The organism is Sorangium sp. So ce385, assembly GCF_051474135.1.
In the GTDB taxonomy this organism is placed as follows: Bacteria; Myxococcota_A; Polyangia; order Polyangiales; family Polyangiaceae; genus Sorangium; species Sorangium cellulosum_D.
Map to the genome: position 1 here is coordinate 10,158,999 of NZ_CP150337.1, position 17,577 is coordinate 10,176,575.

The 17,577-nt window shown below is 69.6% G+C and carries 11 protein-coding genes; 7 read left to right on the forward strand and 4 right to left on the reverse strand.

What is annotated here, in order from left to right; genetic code table 11:
* Positions 1 to 171: 171 nt before the first annotated feature.
* Positions 172 to 948, reverse strand: coding sequence for an IS21-like element helper ATPase IstB (gene istB / locus WME83_RS37085; RefSeq protein WP_437313106.1), 777 nt, complete (start codon positions 946 to 948; stop codon positions 172 to 174).
* Entirely contained in the window at positions 935 to 2,542 is a 1,608-nt protein-coding gene (gene istA, locus WME83_RS37090) for an IS21 family transposase (RefSeq protein ID WP_437313105.1), read from the reverse strand. Before istA ends, istB begins: the two co-directional genes overlap by 14 nt.
* A 1,925-nt stretch (positions 2,543 to 4,467) precedes the next feature.
* On the opposite strand from istA, the gene WME83_RS37095 reads away from it, so the two are divergent.
* The 3 genes from WME83_RS37095 to WME83_RS37105 all read left to right on the forward strand — a co-directional run bounded on the left by WME83_RS37095 (position 4,468) and on the right by WME83_RS37105 (position 9,251).
* The gene (locus WME83_RS37095; protein ID WP_437314429.1) at positions 4,468 to 5,076 is read left to right on the forward strand and encodes a hypothetical protein; all 609 of its coding nucleotides are present in this window, start codon (positions 4,468 to 4,470) and stop codon (positions 5,074 to 5,076) included.
* Between the two features lie 452 nt (positions 5,077 to 5,528).
* Positions 5,529 to 7,040 (forward strand): hypothetical protein, encoded by a 1,512-nt coding sequence (locus WME83_RS37100; protein ID WP_437314430.1) that lies wholly within the window; start codon positions 5,529 to 5,531, stop codon positions 7,038 to 7,040.
* A 336-nt stretch (positions 7,041 to 7,376) separates the two neighbouring features.
* Complete coding sequence (locus WME83_RS37105; protein ID WP_437314431.1) at positions 7,377 to 9,251, forward strand: hypothetical protein; 1,875 nt, start codon at positions 7,377 to 7,379, stop codon at positions 9,249 to 9,251.
* Positions 9,252 to 9,369: 118 nt separating this feature from the next.
* Here WME83_RS37105 and WME83_RS37110 read toward each other — a convergent pair whose 3' ends face one another.
* Both WME83_RS37110 and WME83_RS37115 read right to left on the reverse strand, forming a co-directional pair.
* Positions 9,370 to 11,832, reverse strand: coding sequence for a PAS domain-containing protein (locus tag WME83_RS37110; protein WP_437314432.1), 2,463 nt, complete (start codon positions 11,830 to 11,832; stop codon positions 9,370 to 9,372).
* A 318-nt stretch (positions 11,833 to 12,150) separates the two neighbouring features.
* Positions 12,151 to 12,957 (reverse strand): DUF899 domain-containing protein, encoded by an 807-nt coding sequence (locus WME83_RS37115; protein WP_437314433.1) that lies wholly within the window; start codon positions 12,955 to 12,957, stop codon positions 12,151 to 12,153.
* A gap of 82 nt (positions 12,958 to 13,039) precedes the next feature.
* Between WME83_RS37115 and WME83_RS37120 the strand changes: the two genes are divergently transcribed.
* The 4 genes from WME83_RS37120 (at position 13,040) to WME83_RS37135 (ending at position 17,567) form a co-directional block, all read left to right on the forward strand.
* Positions 13,040 to 14,260 (forward strand): helix-turn-helix domain-containing protein, encoded by a 1,221-nt coding sequence (locus tag WME83_RS37120; RefSeq protein ID WP_437314434.1) that lies wholly within the window; start codon positions 13,040 to 13,042, stop codon positions 14,258 to 14,260.
* Positions 14,261 to 14,269: 9 nt separating this feature from the next.
* A complete protein-coding gene (locus WME83_RS37125) occupies positions 14,270 to 14,956 on the forward strand; it encodes a Vgb family protein (RefSeq protein WP_437314435.1) in 687 nt (228 codons plus the stop codon).
* A 268-nt stretch (positions 14,957 to 15,224) separates the two neighbouring features.
* On the forward strand, positions 15,225 to 16,277 hold the full coding sequence (locus tag WME83_RS37130) for a M20/M25/M40 family metallo-hydrolase (protein WP_437314436.1): 1,053 nt from the start codon (positions 15,225 to 15,227) through the stop codon (positions 16,275 to 16,277).
* A gap of 36 nt (positions 16,278 to 16,313) precedes the next feature.
* On the forward strand, positions 16,314 to 17,567 hold the full coding sequence (locus tag WME83_RS37135; protein ID WP_437314437.1) for a PAS domain-containing protein: 1,254 nt from the start codon (positions 16,314 to 16,316) through the stop codon (positions 17,565 to 17,567).
* Positions 17,568 to 17,577: the final 10 nt, after the last annotated feature.

Consider the following 17,577-nt stretch of genomic DNA (forward strand, 5'->3'; position numbering starts at 1 on the left):
CTGCATGCGCCTGCTCGGCGTCTCGAAGGCTGTCATAGCTCGGCCTCATGGATCGCGCCTGGGTCGGCCAAGCGGATCCTGTGATCGCGAGCGCCGCCAGCACCGCGATCAGGACCCGGGCGATCGACGCTTGGGGTCGGCCAAGCGGATCCTGCCACCCGCTCGACGTGCTCATGTCTTGCTCTCCTTCGATGCCTCCGCCGCCCGGCGTCGCCGGCCCGGGGGAGGGTTGCGGTACGAATCGCCCTCGAGGACGAGGACGTGGGCGTCGTGGAGCAGCCGGTCCATGGCAGCGCTGGCGAGCAGCGGGTCGCCGAACAGTCCACCGAACTCCTCCACGGCGCGATTGGACGTCAGGATCATCGCCCCGCGCTGGTAACGCAGCCGGATGACCTCGTAGACATCGGCCGCCTCTTCGACCGTCAGCGAGCGGAGACCGAGGTCGTCGACGATGAGCAGGTCGACCCCCACGAGTCGCGCTAGCCGGCGGTCGTGGCTGCCGTCGGCGCGGCCGGCGCGCAGCTGCTTGAGCATGTCGCCGGCGCCCGCGTACAGCACCTGGTAGCCCGCGCGACAGGCGCGGTGACCGAGCGCCTGAGCGATGTGCGACTTGCCGACCCCCGCCTGGCCGACCAGCAGCACGTTCTGCCGGCGTTCGACGAAGGAGCAGGTCGCCAGGTCGATCACCTTCGCCTTCGGCACCCTCGGATTGAACTGGAAGTCGAAGTCCTCCAGCGTCTTGAGGCTGTCGAAGCCCGCTCGGCGGATGCGCTGATCGAACTGCCGCCCGTCACGGCGATCGACCTCGTCGCACAGCAGCCGCACGAGGAACTCCTCGTGCGAGAGCTGCTCGTCGACGGCTTGCCGCACGCGTACCTCCAGCGACTGCAGTACGCCCGACAGCCGCAGCTTCTTGAGCACCGGCACGAGCTCGTCAGTGAGGCCCATGGTCCCCTCCTGTCGACGACAGCCGCGAGGCCGCGAGCAGCCGGAGGTCGCGCGCGAACCGCGGAGGCGCCTCCGCCCACGCCGCCGGCGCAGCGCTCTGCGGGCTCGGCTCGAAGTCGAGACCGCGCCGGAGGATGTCGCGAACACCCTGGTAGCTGAGGTTGCCGTAATGGCTCGCTCGGCGACACGCGGCCTGCGCGCGCTCCTTGGGGAACTTCTCCAGGTGCGTGACGATCGCCTGCACCTTGCGCAGCTGCGAGAGCACGTCGTCGGCGTCGAACACCTCGCGGACGAACCTGCCCACGTCCTGGCCCATCTGGTCGGCGCGCTGCTCCCAGTAGGCGCGGCTCCGGTGCCGCAGCGCCGCGCGCTCCTCGGGCAGGTGCCGATCGAGCGTGCTGCGCAGGCCGGCGCCGCGCCGATCGTGCCGTGCCACGGCCTCGTCGTCGGCATACACCACCACGCTCGACGGCGTCGCGCGCAGCCACACCTCGCGTTCCACCAGCCGCCAGGGCACCGAGTACAGCCTTCCTCCGAGCTCGACGTGGCAGTCGCGATGCACCCGCGCCCGCTTCCAGGTCACCAGCTCGTACGGGCGCAGCGGCAGCGGCTGAAGCCGGCTCTTCTCCTCGGCCTCGAACACCTCGAGCGGCCTTCGCTTCGTGGTGCCGTGCTGCCGTGTGCCCGCGATCTCGACGATCCATCGACCGAGCGCCGCGCGTACCTCGCCCACGTCCTGCCCCTCGCGACCCGCCAGGGCGTTGCGCTTGACGTACTTCACACTCGCCTCGACCTTGCCCTTCTTCTGCGGCGCTCGCGGCGGCGTCGGGTCCACGGTGAAGCCGTAGTGCCTCGCGAGCTCGCGGTAGCTGCGGCTCAACCCCGAGTCCTCGTCCACGCCGAACGCGGCCCGCACCACCGCCGCCTTGAGGTTATCCGGTACCATCGTCGACGGCACCCCGCCGAAGGCGCGGAACGCTTCCTCGTGCAGCCGCAGCCATGTCTCGGTCTTCTGGTCGAACACGATCTGCGCGAACAGATGCCGGCTGTAGCCGAGCACCATCACGAACACCCACGCCCTGCGCAGGCTCTTGGTCTCAGGGTCCCACAGCCGCCCCGCGTACCCGAAGTCGACCTGCGCGACGTGCCCGGGATCGGTCTCCACAACGATGGCGATGTCCTGGGGCCTGATCCCTTGCTCCCTCTGGAGCGTCGCGACCATGCGCTTGACCGCGGAGCGGCTGCCGCTGAAGTCGCGCTCTTCGAGCCGCAGCCGGTCGTAGATCGCTGCCGGCTTGAGCCCTTCCTCGACGCGCGCCGCGATGTACGCTCGCCACCGCTCCACGCTCGACTGCTGCTGCGGCGCCACCTTCGGCGGCACGTGCTTCTTTACCGCTTCCTTCAGCTCCTCGAGCGCGGGGATCTCCTCCGCGCTGCCTTCGAGCAGGCCAGCCTGCGACAGCGCCGTGCGATACCGCCTCTCGGTGTTGGGCCCCATCCCCAGCAGCCGCGCTACTTCCCGGCAGTCCTCGCCCCTGCGGTGCAGGCGCACGAGCTCCTGCAGCCTGTGCATCTCCGTCCTCCTCGCGCTCATCCCGGCCTCCTCGAAGCCGGGAGCCATGCCCGGCCCTATCAGGCTCGGGTGTACATGCCTCATCGCTGTCTGACGCCCGAGAACCGGCACTTCCGCCGTCTCAGCCGTGATCCACTTGGCCGACCCGGTCGCGATCCGCTTGGCCGACCCGGTCGCGATCCGCTTGGCCGACCCGGCTACGATCCACTTCGCCGATCCCGCTCCTACGATCGCCGTCTCCGACAGTGCGTGTGACGCATTCCGGAAACTCGACCCAATTTCTCTCCCTCCGAGGGCCCTCCCTGCGGTCAGGCGCCTACCTATCGCGATCCGCTTGGCCGACCCGACACCGATCCACTTGGCCGGCCCGAGGCCGATCCGTTTCGCCATCCCGGTCGCGATCCAATAGGCCGGTCCCTGACACGAAGGCCGCGCGTGGCGGCGCCGGATCTTATCGCCCCCTCCGCTCACGCTCGCGTGCGAGGTCGAGGACCCCGGCCGCAGCCTCGCCCAGCGGTGACGTCGGCCCTCCGAGCAGCCGCCCGATCGCCTCGTGCGCTACGCGCGCCGTCTCTACATCGCCAGCCACAATAGCCGCCCGCAGCCCCTCCCCGAGCTGCACAAGCAGCGTCGCCCTCACCGACGCCCCCCTCGCCCCCTCCCCAACCCGCTCTCCCCCCGCCCCACTCCCCCCGATCGAATCGCCACGCGCCCCCTCCGAATCGTCACAGCCCCCATCCACCCGCGTCGATCCGTCGCCACCCCCCTCCGATTTCCCCAACAATTTCCCCGCTTCGCCCCCATTCCCCCGCCCCAGACCGCCTTTTAAATCCACCGCGTCTGCCATTTCGCCACGGGGCCAAGTGTTTGATTTTACTGCATATTATCGCTTCGTCATGCTCCGCGCCACCCCCTTCGCTGGCTACTCCGCTGGCTTTTCCCCCGAGCTCAGGGATCGCCTCGGCGAGGGAAGCTAGCTCGCCAAGCCCCAGCTCTGCAAACGTCCTGGCCGCCTGGCGACACCTCTGGCCCATGATGGAGCCCCGGCGCCCGGTCCGGTCGGCAACCCGGGGTCTCGCTCCGGCCGCTCGCGAGGGCGACGGTGATGAAGGCAGAGCGCGTGTCGTGGGCGCGCACCAGCTGGCGCTCGTCGGAGTCCTCGAAGAGCTCCGGGCGACCGATGCCGGCGAGCTGGAGGTGAGCGCGGAACCGCTCGGCCGCGCGCTCGACGCTGAAGCGCTCGCCGTCTTCGTCGACGAACAGCGGCGCGGAGGGGCGCCGGGGTGCCGCGGAGGGCGAGCCGGGCGCGCAGCGCCTGCGGCACGCCGGGCGACAGCGCTCACGCGCGGGGTCGGTTGTCTTGCTCTTCTCGAGGCGCAGCGCGCCGCGCTCGAGGTCGGCGTCCTGCACCTGCAAACGACCTCGACCGCCGTGACGACGTCGCAGAGCGCCCTCCCCTCGCCCACCGCAGCACGCTCCAGCAGCGCGACAGTCGCGTCGCGCGTGACGTTGCGCGAGGCGCGCAGGCGCACAGGCAGGTCGGCGACGAGCTCCTTGCGCTGCTCGGCTTCCTTCGCGGGCAGCTTGGGACGGAGAGGGAAGCTCTCGCGGTCCTTGTCGCCGACGAGGACGCGTACGTAGAGCCGACCAGCGTCGTTGCGGAAGAGCGAGCCCGTGGGCCTGCGGGGCAAGACGACCTCTTCCACGCGGACGATCCGGTCTGTCACGCGTATCTTCGCGCGCCCGCGGTCGAGAGCCCAAACGTCACCGCCAAGGAGCGTGACGCGGTCGCGAATGCAGCTGACGGCCCCTGGAACCAGCACGAAAAGGTTGTCGCATAGGGAAGCGCGCGCCGGCCTTGGGAGGACGCGTCGGAGCGAGGTCCCGCGCCAAAACACGGACACTTGCAGCCGCCTGCGGGCCCCAACCCCTGCTACGCTGCCGGCGTGCCCAGGCGCACGACCGCTGAGATCGCCTCTATCAACATCGCTGCCCTTGCCAGTGCCGCACGACGCGGCGAGGTCGACACCGATGTCGAGATCGACATCACCGACGCGCGCCTCGTGCTGGCCGGAACGGTCGCCCTACCGCTTGAGACGACCCGCCTGGCCGCGGGCCGCCTCCGACTCTGGGTGCGTTGCCCCGGGTGCTCCGCACGGGCTGCCGTGCTTTATCTCGACGCGCCAGGCCTGCGCTGCCGCCGCTGCGCCGGGCTCGTCTACCGTTCGCCACGACATCGTCCCGAGGAGCGTGTCCTCGAGCAGGCGCTCGCACGCCGGACGCGGGCGCGGGCCGCGCTCGGCGCCGGGCCGGACCCGCGGGAGCCGATCCCGCAACCACCGCCGGGCGTGAGCTTCTCGACATGGGTGCGCCGTCTCGACAGGCTCCATGAAGCCGATGCCGCGGTACAAGCCGCGATCGGCGCGCTCGTCGATCGGATCGGCGCCCGCGCGGGAACGCTCGCTCAGGAGGCCGGCCTCGGTGCGCCGCCGGTAGCGCCTGCACCTGAAGTGCCTTTGAAGAAGGGCCGGCGACCTCGCGAAACCACGCCCTGAGGGGCCCAAGACCGCTTCTCCATTTCGCTAATCATCGAGGCCCGCGATACAAGTCGGCCGGACGTGCACGGCTCGCTCATCATTGAAGCATAGGACCGGGGGCTCATTTCTGATCCTGTGATGCAGATCCGCGTTTCCGACGAACCGCGCGTGTGCCCTGGGCCGGCGAGCCGACGCTGACCGTCCCACTCACGGACGTGCCAGCTGGCGCTGCCGCTACCCACCAAGCTTCGTTTTTCCAGCAGATCTGCGCTGATGACAGCATGCTCAGCAAGACACGTGCCTCGCTGCCCGCGGCTGAAGGTCGGCCGGCGACTGCGCTCTGCACGGCGGGCGAGAAATCGTCCGCAGGGTCTAAAGGAACACGGGACGGCGCGGAATAGGCCTGGAGACGAGCCGGCGCATGACGTGCCGGCCCGACGGAAGACGCCTCTTTCCTGGAGACACCCAACATGAAAAAAGCCATTCTCTTCGCCTTTGCCCCGCTGCTCGCGGCGTGTGACGCGGAACCGACGACGAGCGCTGAGCTCGATCTCCGAGATCGCGAGGAGGCAACGCTCCAGTCGGCGGCCCTCGTCGATCCGATCGTCGCGCGCGGAGCGTTCGCCACGGAGGCCGATCGCGAGCGCTTCGAGGCCGACGTGCTGCCCTCGGCGCGGGCGTTCCTCGCGTACTGGGCGGAGGCAGGGCTGAGCGTACCACACGCGCCAGCGCGGCTCTTCGTCTCTCCGCCGCGCGGGACGAGCGCGACGGAGGCCCTGCCGCAGCTCTACGGCGAGAGCATCTTCGACGACCTGCGCGCGCTCGAGGCGGAGGTCGCGAGCGCGCCCTCGAACCGGGCAGCGATCGAGCGGATCGATGCGTTCACGTGCGAGCGGCCCCCCTTGCATCGCAACTTCCTCGAAAACGTGGAGGAGCACGCGGACAACCCCGACGTCGGCCCGGCAGACATCGCGCGGGCGCTGCGCCAGGACCACGAAGAGCTCCTGGGACCCGATGGAACCTTCTCGTTTAGCACCGACAACGGCGAGTTCGAGCTGCCGCTGCGCAGGAACTGCTCCTACGTCCTGCTCGGACACGCCACGCAGCCCACGCGCGCACACCCTTACCTGGAGAAGGACCTCGTGAATCACGAGCTGGGCCATGCGCTGCACTACGGCCTCTGGCTCGCCTCCGGTCCGCTCGGCGAGCGCCTCAGCACCGCCGCGAATGAGGCCATCGCCGACATCCTCGCGCACGTGTTCGACGGTGATCCCTGCCATGGCAAGGTGCTGGACGAAGGGGGCACGCCCGTCGACTGCCGCCGGAGGATGGACGTCTACGAGCAGTCCGTCTCCGACGCGTTCTGGGGCTTCGGTCGCGCCGATCACGAGACGGGCCAGTCGCTCCGACAGCTGATCTGGACCCTGCGGGAAGAGGTGCCGGCGGACGTGCTCCGCGTTGCCATCGTCGATGGGATCGCCGCGGTGCAGGTCGCGCTGAATCGGATCGACGCGGAGCCGCTCGCCAACGTTCCCCTGTTCGACGACGAGATCCTGGCCACGCGCTACCGCTTCGTGCGCGAGTATGAGGCGGCGAGCGCGTTCTTCCACGCCGTGTGCGCGCGCCTCGGGGATTCGCCGTCGGTCTGCGGCGAGCACGCCCAGCGCATCGGCGATCCGCGCGTCGCGATGCGCGAAGCGTGGCTGGCGAACGCGCCGACATCGATCGGTCGTAGCGGCGTCACCCTGGCGGATGGCCGCCGCGTGACGTTCGAGCTGGAGGGCGCGCTCATCCGGCAGATGACGGTCACGCTGGCGGACGGCGAGCAGCGGAGCTACCCGGGCGATCCCGATCTCGGGCTTCCTCAAGCGGAGCGTGAGCCTACGAGCGGTCGCATCACGCTGTGGTTCTCGGAGCCGGGCTCCACGGCGCCCGGCGCGCAGGTGGGGTGGACCTCCGACGGGGAGCTGATCGCCCGCTGAAGCACGACGAGGCCGCACGCGGAGGCGTCACCGATCGCTCATGCAGCGGAAGCGGTGATGGACGAGCTCACAGCAGAACGCGTCCGAAGGTTGTGGTGCGATAGTAAATGTCGCGCTTCGATGGATCGAAACTCCGCGACGACACCCCTCCGATGTCCAGGCGAGCGAGTCGAGGACGCCTCGGCAAATCATCTGAAGGATCGCGCCCCATGGCGGCATCAACGATGTAGTCGCACATGAGTGAAAACACTGTCGTGTATTGGGGTTTGAATATTTCATCCGCAGCGCCAGTGCTTCCTCCCGTGGTACCACCCACTCGCAATGGTTGAATATTCTATGAACCAAGCGCGCTTGATTTCCCTTGCGGCCCTGCTCTTGCCTGGGCTCGCGTTGAGCGGGGCATGCTCCAGTGAGCCGCCCAACAACCCGAAGGAATCCGTGTTGGATCCCGGTGGCGATGAGACGCCCGCCGACCCTGGCGATGAGACGCCCGCCGACCCTGGCGATGAGACGCCCGCCGACACGTCGCCGGACTGGCAGATGTTCACCTGTCAGGCTTCAAAGTCGCCCATGTTCAAGAGCCGCGACGTGTTGAACATGCGGATCTCGGCGGATTTTACGAAGCTGAACAGTGCCCCCACAAAAGAGGAATCGGGCTCACAGGCCGTGATCGAGCTGAGCGACCAGAGCGGCGCGGCGCCGATCACCGCGAACATCATCGCCCGGGGAGTTTCGCGCTTCCATTGCGGCTTTCGCCCGTTCTCGCTCAAATTCGAGGAGAAGCAGAAAGACAACATTTTCGCGCACCTCGGCAAGTCGGTGAAGTTCGTCACGCACTGCGGAGACAGGGAAGGCTTGTCGCCCACGCTCAAGGCAGATTCCATCGAGACCTACGAACAGCGCCTGCTGATGGAGGACACTGTATATCAAGTGCTCGATCAGCTGCAGGTGCCCTCGCTCAAGACGCGGCTCGTACGGCTCACCTACCACGACGCGCCGACCGGCAAGGAGGAGACGCACCTCGCGTTCGTGCGCGAGCCCGAGGACGAGATGGCCGAGCGCTGCGGCATGGTGGAAGAGGAAGACCTGTCCGGGGTCGATGCCTCGCAGCTCAAGGTGGACCAGCATGGTCTAGTGCTGTTGAACCTGCTGAACGATTTCGTGATCCAGTACGACGGGATCGACGGGAAGAACCTGGTCAGAATGGTCGACGTCGATCGCAAGGCGATCTTTCACGCTCCCTACGACTTCGACCTGGTCGGCGTGTCCCGGCCAGATTACGTGGCCAACGAGGGGCGCACGCTCGAACAGAACCGAGACGCGTTCGCGGACTGGCTGCGGCGCAACCAGAGCCCCACGATGTTCGACCAGATCGAGTTGATGCTGGCTCGAGCCGACCAGATGCAACGCGCCGTCGATCAGTCGACCATGAACGAGGAGAACCGTGAGGTCTTCTCCCGCTGGCTCTCGCTATACCTGGGTCTCCTCCGGGACTTTCTCGCGTGCGAGGGCCACACGGGCGACCCGTCGCGGCCCCTGTGCCACGTGGAAGACGATCACGGCAATGGCCCCGATTCGGCCAGCGTGGTCGATCCCGGCGAATGGAGCGCGCGCATCGAGCCGCCCGGCGACGTGGACATGTTCGCCGTCGAGCTGCAGGCGAACACGCTCTACTCCCTCGGTGGCCGCGCGCCTCTCGAGCTCTTCGATGCCGAGCAGAACCTCGTGGCATCGGCCTCGGGCCGGGCCGTCTCGTTCAAGCCGAGCCAGACGGGCACCTACTACCTCCGCGCTTCGCTGGGGGAACAGTTGGTCTCGTCGCCGCTGCTCCCGAGGCCCGATGAGCTCGATCGTTACATCTCCCTCTACGCGGACGATCACGGGGCGTCCCTGGAGACGGCGACCACGCTGGAGGCCGGCGAGGCCGTCGAGGGCAAGTGGGAGCTGGCCAAGGGAGAAGACGAGGATTGGTTCCTGCTGACCGCAGGCGCATCGACCAACCTCCACGTCGTGCTGCGGGATACGGACACTGGCCGCATCGAAGTGAGCCGGCGCGATGCGCCGGCCGAAGAGCTCCCCCTCGAGGAGTATCTCCTGGAAGGTGACAATGACGTGTCGAGGCTCTTCGAGCAGCCTGGCGAGTACGTCGTCCGGGTCATCCAGATGCTCGGCCTCCGAGCCAATGGTTCCTACACCCTGACGCAGCAATAGCCCGGAGCTCCTGGCGTCGGCACGCCGGAACCCGTGCCGGCGCAGTGGCCGTGGAAGGGTTCCCAGCCCTGGGGGCACGCGTCCGGTGCCCCACATGCTGTCCTGGGGCTCCTCCGCGCTATGTAGGCCAGGTGAACCGGAACGTGGCGCCCTGGCCGGGCGTGGACTCGACCCACACCCGACCGCCCCGCGTCTCGATGATCTTCTTGACCACCGAGAGGCCGATGCCGGCCCCCTCGACCTTGTCGCGGGCCTCCAGCGTCTGAAAGATGCCCCAGATGCGCTCGTGGTACTCGGGCGCGATGCCCGGGCCGTTGTCGGTGACGAAGAACTCGAACGCATCGCCCGCCGGCTGAAAGCCGAGCCGGACGAGCGGATCGGGGCGCGCCAGCGCCGAGAACTTGATGGCGTTGCCGAGCAGGTTCATGAACACCTGCTGGAGCGGCACCCGCTCGGCCATCAGCGTGGGCAGCCCCGGCTGCACCGCGATCTGGACGTGCTCCGGCGGCGCGAGGAGATCCAGCACCTCCCTGACCATCGCCGCCGTGTCCACCGGCGCGGCCGCCTCGCGCACCCGCCCCGCGCGGGAGTAGGCCAGGATCCCGTCAATCAGCGCCTCCATGCGGTGGACGCGCCCGAGCAGCAAGTTGATGTGCTCCTGCGAGCCGGGCGAGAGGTGCTCGCCCACGTCCTCCTGGAGCCACTGCGCCAGGCTCGCGATGCCTCGGAGCGGCGCCTTCAGGTCGTGCGACGTGACGTACGCGAAGCGGTCGAGCTCGCGGTTCGACTGCTCCAGCGCCTGCGTGAGGCGCGTGAGCTCCACGGCCCGCTGCTCCGCCTGCTGGCGCGCGCGCACCATGTCGGTGACCTCGATCGCGTGGGTCATCACGCCGAAGGCGCTGCCGTCCTCCCCGATCAGCGGCTGATAGACGAAGTTGAAGTACGCCTCCTCCGTGCGCCCGAAGCGCTCGACCCGCACGAGGGCCTCGTTGCCGACGTACGGCTCGCGCGTGGCGAGCACCTGATCGTACAGCGCGGGAAAGCCCTGGTCGACGAGATCCGGGAACGCCTCCCGCACCGTCCTGCCGAGCAGCGGGCGCTCCCCGGTCACGTGCGCGTAAAGGGGGTTGGCGGCCTCGATGACGTGCGTCGGCCCGCGTGTCACCATGATCGCCGCGGGCGCCTGCTGGAACACGTCGTTCAGCCGGTTGCGCTCGTGCTCGAGCTGCTGCTGGAGCCGGTGCTGCTCGGTGATGTCGCGCGCGGTGAGCACCACGCCGATCTGCCGCCCTCCCTCGCCGTAGACCGGCACCGCGCTGCCCTGCATGCGGCGCGGCGGCGCGCCGGGGCTGCGCGCGATCCACGTCTCGTCGATCACCCGCTCGCCCCGCCGCGCCCGCGCCGCGGGGAGCTGCTCGGCCGGGTACGGCGCGCCGTCCAGCCGCTCCAGCGGGAGCCGCTCCTGCTGCTCGGCGAACGTCGCCCCGGCGCGGAGCTCGGGATAGAGGGCGCGCGCCATGTCGTTGAGGAAGCTGACCCGACCCTCGCTGTCGAAGGTCACCACCGCGTCTGCGATCTGCCCCAGCATGGCCGCCCGCTCCGCCGCGAGCTCCTCGACGCGCTTGCGGGCGAGCACCTGCTCCGTGGTCTCCACCGCGTGGGCCATGATGCCGAAGACGCTCCCGCTCGCGTCCTTCAGCGGCTGGTACACGAAGTCGAGGTAGACCTCGTCCAGCATGCCGTCGCCGCGGCGATCGAGCTTCACGAGCGCTTCGTGGGCCACGAACGGCTTGCCGCTGCGCCGCACCGAGTCGACGAGCGCCAAGAACCCTTGGTCGACGACCTCGGGCAGCGCCTCCCGCAGCGGCTTGCCCATCAGGTCGCGCCGGCCCACGAGCTCGAGGTAGCGCGGGTTGGCCACGGTGAACGTGTGCTCCGGCCCCTCGATCACGGCGATCATCGCCGGGACCTGCATGAACACCTCATAGAGGCGCTCCCGCTCCGCCTTGGCCTCCGCCAGCGCGCGGTCGCGCTCGATCCGCGTCCGCACCTCCTGGGTGACGTCGAAGACCGTCACGAAGACGCCGCCCACCGCGCCCGACTCGTCGCGGACAGGGTTGTAGCAGAGCGTGAGGTAATGCTCCTCGACTCGGCCATGGGGGGCGAGCGGGTACATCGTCTCCTCGAAGGAGATCGTCTCCCCCTGGAAGACGCGCGGGTAGATGCCCTCGTTGATGTGCCAGACCTCGGGCCAGCACTCCCGGTTCGCCTGTCCGAGCCCCGCCGGGTGCTTGGCGCCCATGAGCAGCCGGTACGCGTCGTTATAGATTTGCACGAGCTCCGGCCCCCAGAGCACGATCATCGGAAAGCTCGAGCTGAGGACGATGCTCACCGTGGTCTTCAGGCTCTGCGGCCAGCGCTCGACAGGGCCGAGCGGCGTCGCGCCCCAGTCCTTCGCCCGGCAAAGCACGCTGAGCTCGCTCGCGCCGGGAAAGACATCGTCGATGACGGGGCGGCGGCCTCCGCCGACGGCCACGGAGCTCTCGACGGGAGCGAAATGCGTGCAAGAGGTTGGCTTCATCCCTGGACGTCCGTCCGGCCAGACGAGCAAACGCCTCCGACGGCGTCAAGTCCATCAGACCGCGGGACCCCGCGCGCGGCGGGCTCATCAGACATAGCGCCCGACCGCGTCGAGCAGCGCGCCTAGGTCGATGGCCCTCTTCCGTCTCGCGGCTTTACCGGAGGCTCGCGCGATGCTTCGGAATGAGCAACCACGATCGCCAGAACCGCGTGCGCGAATAACGCTCCTCGCCGTCCATTCAGCGCGTCGCGGAGGGAAGAGCGCGCCAGCCTCCAGGCCTCACGCCCTCCCGTTGCACCGTCGACGGCGACGCCCGATTCACCCGCAGCACGGCGCGCCGACGCTCTTCGCCGGCATGTCGTACTCGTCGTGGCGGCGCCACCAGACGCCCGTCTCGTTGCGCCCCTTGGGGGCGCGGTCGAGCCACTGGTACGCGCCCCACAGCCCGTCCAGGCCGCGCGCATACGCGGAATAGGTGTGGTAAATGGCGCCGTCCTCCAGCACGAACGCGCTCATGCCGGGCCTGTCGCGATGGAACGTGGCCGTGTCGGTCCCGCACATGGCCGCGATCTTGGACTCCGCCGCGTCGCCGCCGCCCTCCTGGCCCGGGCGCCACACAAACGCAGTCTCGCGCCGGTAGTTGTAGTCGACGCCCCCTTTGCGCTGTTGCTCCTCGGTGAACCAGACATTGAAGTCGGCGTTGAAGTCGCTCGCAGACGACGATGCCCAGGGAAAGGTCCAGCCCATTCGTCGCTTGTACGCCTGCAGCTTCGCGAGCGGCGCCCGCGAGACCGCCCAGAGCATCACGTCGTGGTTGGCCAGGTGAACCGCGAACCCGTTGAACCCGTCCGCGATCATCGAGCAGGAAGGGCAGCCCGCCGCGTAGTCGGGCCCGAACATGAAGTGGTACACGAGGAGCTGCGAGCGCCCTCGGAAGAGGTCCGCCAGCGAGGCCGCCCCCTCGTCGGTCTCGAGCCGGTAATCCTTGTCCACCCGGACCCATGGCAGCGCCTGGCGCCGCCGCGACAGCTCGTCGCTCCGCCGCGTCAGCTCCTTCTCCGCCTCCAGCAGCTCGAGCCGCGCCGCCAGCCAGTCTTCGCGTGTCCCGATCGTGTGTGCCGTCATCGTCTTCACTCCTTGAATCGGTCGTGAGGTAGTTTAGGATCGGGCGCCGGACGGCGGGAGTTACAAGTGTGGCGGGATTCGGATGGACTCACTGATCACGGCCGCAGCGCGCGCGCTCGCGGCGGGAGATCCCCTCGGCGCGCTGAACCGGGTCGCCTTGCGCGACGACGCGCCCGCGCTCGCGCTGCGCGGCATCGCGATGGCGCAGCTCGGCGATTTCGCGCGCGCGAAGGCTCTCCTGCGGAGGGCGGCGCGCGCCTTCGGCGCGAAGGAGGCCGTGGCCCGCGCGCGGTGCGCGGTCGCCGAGGCCGAGATCGCGCTCGCGTCGCGCGACCTGGACTGGCCCGCGAAGCTGCTCGACGCGGCGCGGATGACGCTCGACGCGCACGGCGACCGGGTGAACGCCGCGCACGCGCGGGTCCTCGAGATCCGGCGCCTGCTGCTGATCGGACGCCTCGACGAGGCCGAGGGCAGGCTCGCCGAGCTCGACCCGGCGCCCCTGCCGCCCGCGCTCAAGGCCGCCCACGAGCTGGTCGTCGCCGGCATCGCGATGCGGCGCCTCCGGACGAAGCCGGCGCGCGCTGCGCTCGCCCGGGCCGCGCGCGCCGCGCGCCAGGCGGACGTCCCCGCGCTGACGGCGGAGGTCGAGAGCGCGTCCCTCACCCTGACCACGCCGGCAGCACGCCTGATCGCGCGCGGCGAGGCGCGCCCCCTGCTGCTCGAGGAGGTGGAGGCATTGCTGGCGTCGGAGGCGCTGGTCGTGGATGCCTGTCGCCACGTCGTGCGCGACGCGCGCACGGCGGTCTCGCTCGCGCGACGCCCGGTCCTGTTCGCGCTCGCACGCGCGCTGGCGGAGGCGTGGCCCGGAGATGTGCCGAGGGACACGCTGGTGGCGACGGCCTTCGAGGCGAAGCGCGCCGACGACTCGCATCGTGCGCGGCTCCGGGTCGAGATCGGGCGGCTCCGCGCGACGCTGCGGACGATGGCCAGCGTGAGCGCGACGCGGCGGGGCTTCGCGCTGGCGCCGCGCCTCGCCCGCGAGGTCGTCGTGCTGGCGCGGCCCGTCGAGGAGCAGCACGCGGCGGTGCTCGCCTTCCTCGCCGACGGCGAGTCCTGGTCGAGCTCGGCCCTGGCGCTCGCCCTCGGCACGAGCCAGCGCACGGTGCAGCGGGCCCTCGACGCCCTCGCGGCAGCGGGCAAGGTACAGTCCTTCGGTCACGGGCGGGCACGGCGGTGGATGACCCCGCTGGGGCCGGGGTTCACGGCGATCTTGTTGCTCCCCGCCCCGCTGCCGAACGACTAGCGTGAACGCATGACTCGATCGGCAGCCAAGGTCCTCCGAGAATACGGCCCTTTTCCGGGTGGCGACCACGTGCACGGCGTCACCTTCGACGGCCAGCATGTCTGGTTTGCGTCCGGCGACAAGCTGAACGCCGTCGATCCCGAGAGCGGAGAGGCGGTGCGTTCGATCGATGTCGCCGCGCACGCCGGAACTGCCTTCGACGGCCGGCACCTGTTTCAGATCGCCGAGGGCCGCATCCAGAAGATCGACCCGAAGACCGGCCGTGTGCTCGCGACGATCCCGGCGCCTGGCGGCGGCGGTGACTCGGGGCTCGCCTGGGCGGAAGGGACGCTCTGGGTGGGTCAGCATCGCGGCCGCAAGATCCATCAGATCGACCCCGAGACAGGCGCGGTCCTCCGCACCATCGAGTCGAACCGCGTGGTCACCGGGGTCACGTGGATCGACGGCGAGCTCTGGCACGGCACCTGGGAAGGGGATGAGAGCGAATTGCGGCACATCGATCCCCGGACCGGAGAGGTGCTGGAGCGGCTCGAGATGCCGCCCGGCATGGGCGTCACGGGCCTCGAATGCGACGGCGGCGACCGGTTCTTCTGCGGCGGCGGCAAGAGCGGCACGATCAGAGCCGTCCGCCGGCCCAGGCGCGCTTCCGCGACAGGCAGCAGCGCCAAGACCTCCGTCAAGCCCACGGGCAAGTAGCCGAAACGGCGCGCGCCTCCTGGCCGGGGCTCAGGCTCGGACAGCCCGGGCAGCGTACGCTCACCGTTGATTTTTTTCGCGCGGAACACCTCCGTCGCGCGCCGCCATGGCGATGAGCCAGCGCGCGCACGCGACTCTTGCGTGCGCGCGACGTGTGCTGCACGGTCTGCGGCCAGCGGGTCGATGCTGAGGGGCTCGGTCGCTGGCGCGCACGTCGCGCCTCCGCCGAGGCGCCAGCCCGCATCGTTGCTTCGGATCGGAGGTCGACGTGGAGCTACTCGAGAATTTGCTGTGGCTGTGCAAGATCCCCTCGCCGACGGGTGAGGAACGCTTGCTGGCCGACGAGCTGGGTCAACGTCTCGCAGCGCTATCCCTGGCCTCACCGCTGCGCCGCTACGGGAACTCTCTGGTAGCACCGCTCACGCGCGGGTCGGGGGGCCCCAAGGTGCTCCTCGTCGGGCAGCTCGACGTGGCGAACGCGGGGAATCGAGGCGAGGCGCGGACAGAGAACGGCCGCGTGCTCGGCGCTGGAGCCGCCGAGAAGAGCGGCCTCTGCCTGATGATCGATCTGGCCGAGCGCAGGCCGCCGGTGCGCGCCGATATCACCCTCGTCGTTCACGCTGGCGGAGGGCGCGGCTTCGACGGGAGCGAGCTCAGGCTGGTGATGGCGAAGGACGCCGAGCTGCGGAGCGCCGACTTCGCCCTGGTGCTCAAGCCGACGGACAACAAGCTTCAGCTCGGCGCGGGAGGCTCCACGCACGCGACGCTGGCATTCGCGGGCCGCACGGGGCACAGCGGGTTGCCCGGGGCCGGCGTGAATGCGATTCACAAGCTCGCGCGCGTGCTCTCTCGCCTGGCCGCGTTCGAGCCGGTACCCGACGTCGTGGACGGCCTCACGTGGTACGAAATGATGAACGCCACCTCCGCGCACGGAGGCGGAGCCGGCAGCGTCGTGCCGGATCACCTGGAAGTGAATGTGCACCACACGTTCGGTCCGAGCACGGACTCCCATGCCTCGCAAGATCGGCTGATCGCGCTCGTGGACCGGGTGGGGGCCGTCCGGTTCGAGGAGCTCTCCGAGCCGGCGCCGCCGAACCGGAGCCACGCGCTCATCGCCGCCCTCGAACAGAGCGGCGTTCAAGGCGTCGAGGCCCGTCAAACGTGGACCGAGGTGGCGAGCTTCACGGCGCTCCAGATCCCGGCGGCGAATTTCGGACCGGGCATGGAGCGGACGATGCACGCTCAGAACGAAGTGACCGAGCTCTCGGAGCTCGGGCGGGCGCAAACCATCCTTGACCGCTGGTTCGCCACCATGGCGTGACGCGCCGTAAGCGCGAAGTGGAAGAATCGAATGAGCATGGATCTCCATGGGCCCGGCCCGCACGTCAGCGTCGACCCTCTGCCGCTCCTCTGCGCGCTCCCGGTAGGCGCCGCCGTTTTCGATGCCAAGGGCGCGCTCCGGTGCGTCAATCCCCGCCTGGAGCAGATCCTCGCGGACGGCGCGCTCCCTGCCTGGCCGGTGCCCCTCGCGCACGCGATGGCCGTCTTGCCCGCGTCGTCCGAGGGGCTCGCCGGTGAGGCGCAGGAGGTGCTCGCCGGCATCCGCGCGGTCCTCGGAGGCGAGCGCGAGCAGGCCGGCATCGAGCTCCGGGGCGGCGCGCCGGGCGCGCCGTCCTGCGAGATCTCGGTCACGCCCCTGCGCGTCGATGGCGCGCGCGGCGCGCTCGTCTGCGTCCGCAACCCGACCGCGCCGAGCAGCAAAGCAGAGCCCGTGCCCCTCGAGAGCTTCCTCGACACCGTGATCGACCACGTGCCGGTCTCGGTCTTCGTCAAGGAGGTGGCAGAATTCCGACTCATCCGGATGAACCGCCACTACGAAAAGGTCCTCGGCGTGCCCCGGAGCGAGGCGCTCGGCAAGAACGTCTTCGAGCTCTTCCCGCATCGCCTCGAGGAGGCCGAGCGGCTCGATCGCATGGATCGGACCGTGCTCGACAAGGGCGAGATCGTGGACATCCCCGAGGCGCACATCGTCGTGCCGGGCGTGGAGGACCGGTGGCTTCACATGGTGAAGGTGCCCCTCAAGGACGAGGACGGCGTGTGTCGCTATCTCCTGGCCATGGTCGCCGACATCACCGAGAGGAAGCGCGCCGAGGAGGCGATGCAGAAAGAGCTCGAGTGGATCGCGACGCAGCGGGAGCTCCTCGCCGTCATCCAGGAGCTGTCCACGCCGGTCATCCCGGTCCACGAGGGCGTCCTCGTGGTGCCCCTCGTGGGCACCATCGATTCCACGCGCGGGGCCCAGCTCCTGGAGACGCTCCTCCAGGGGATCGAGCGCCACCGGGCCGAGACGGTGCTCATCGACATCACGGGCGTGCCGGTCCTCGACGCCGACGTGGCTGCCCGCCTCCTCCAGGCCACGCGGGCCGCAGCGCTCCTGGGCGCCACATGCGTCCTCGTCGGGGCTTCACCCGACGTCGCCCGCACGCTGGTCGCGCAGGGGATCGATCTGGGCGACCTCCTGACGCGGCGCGATCTCCAGGCCGGCATTCGTTACGCCCTCGCGCGCCAGGGCAAGGCCATCGTCGCGCGGGGGCGCGAGCCGCGCGGATGAAGCGACGCGA

Coding starts and splice junctions, on each gene's coding strand:
- istB (WP_437313106.1), bottom strand. CDS start 948: ATGGGCCTCACTGACGAGCTCGTGCCGGTGCTCAAGAAGCTGCGGCTG.
- istA (WP_437313105.1), bottom strand. CDS start 2,542: ATGAGCGCGAGGAGGACGGAGATGCACAGGCTGCAGGAGCTCGTGCGC.
- WME83_RS37100 (WP_437314430.1), top strand. CDS start 5,529: ATGAAAAAAGCCATTCTCTTCGCCTTTGCCCCGCTGCTCGCGGCGTGT.
- WME83_RS37105 (WP_437314431.1), top strand. CDS start 7,377: ATGAACCAAGCGCGCTTGATTTCCCTTGCGGCCCTGCTCTTGCCTGGG.
- WME83_RS37110 (WP_437314432.1), bottom strand. CDS start 11,832: ATGAAGCCAACCTCTTGCACGCATTTCGCTCCCGTCGAGAGCTCCGTG.
- WME83_RS37115 (WP_437314433.1), bottom strand. CDS start 12,957: ATGACGGCACACACGATCGGGACACGCGAAGACTGGCTGGCGGCGCGG.
- WME83_RS37120 (WP_437314434.1), top strand. CDS start 13,040: ATGGACTCACTGATCACGGCCGCAGCGCGCGCGCTCGCGGCGGGAGAT.
- WME83_RS37125 (WP_437314435.1), top strand. CDS start 14,270: ATGACTCGATCGGCAGCCAAGGTCCTCCGAGAATACGGCCCTTTTCCG.
- WME83_RS37135 (WP_437314437.1), top strand. CDS start 16,314: ATGGATCTCCATGGGCCCGGCCCGCACGTCAGCGTCGACCCTCTGCCG.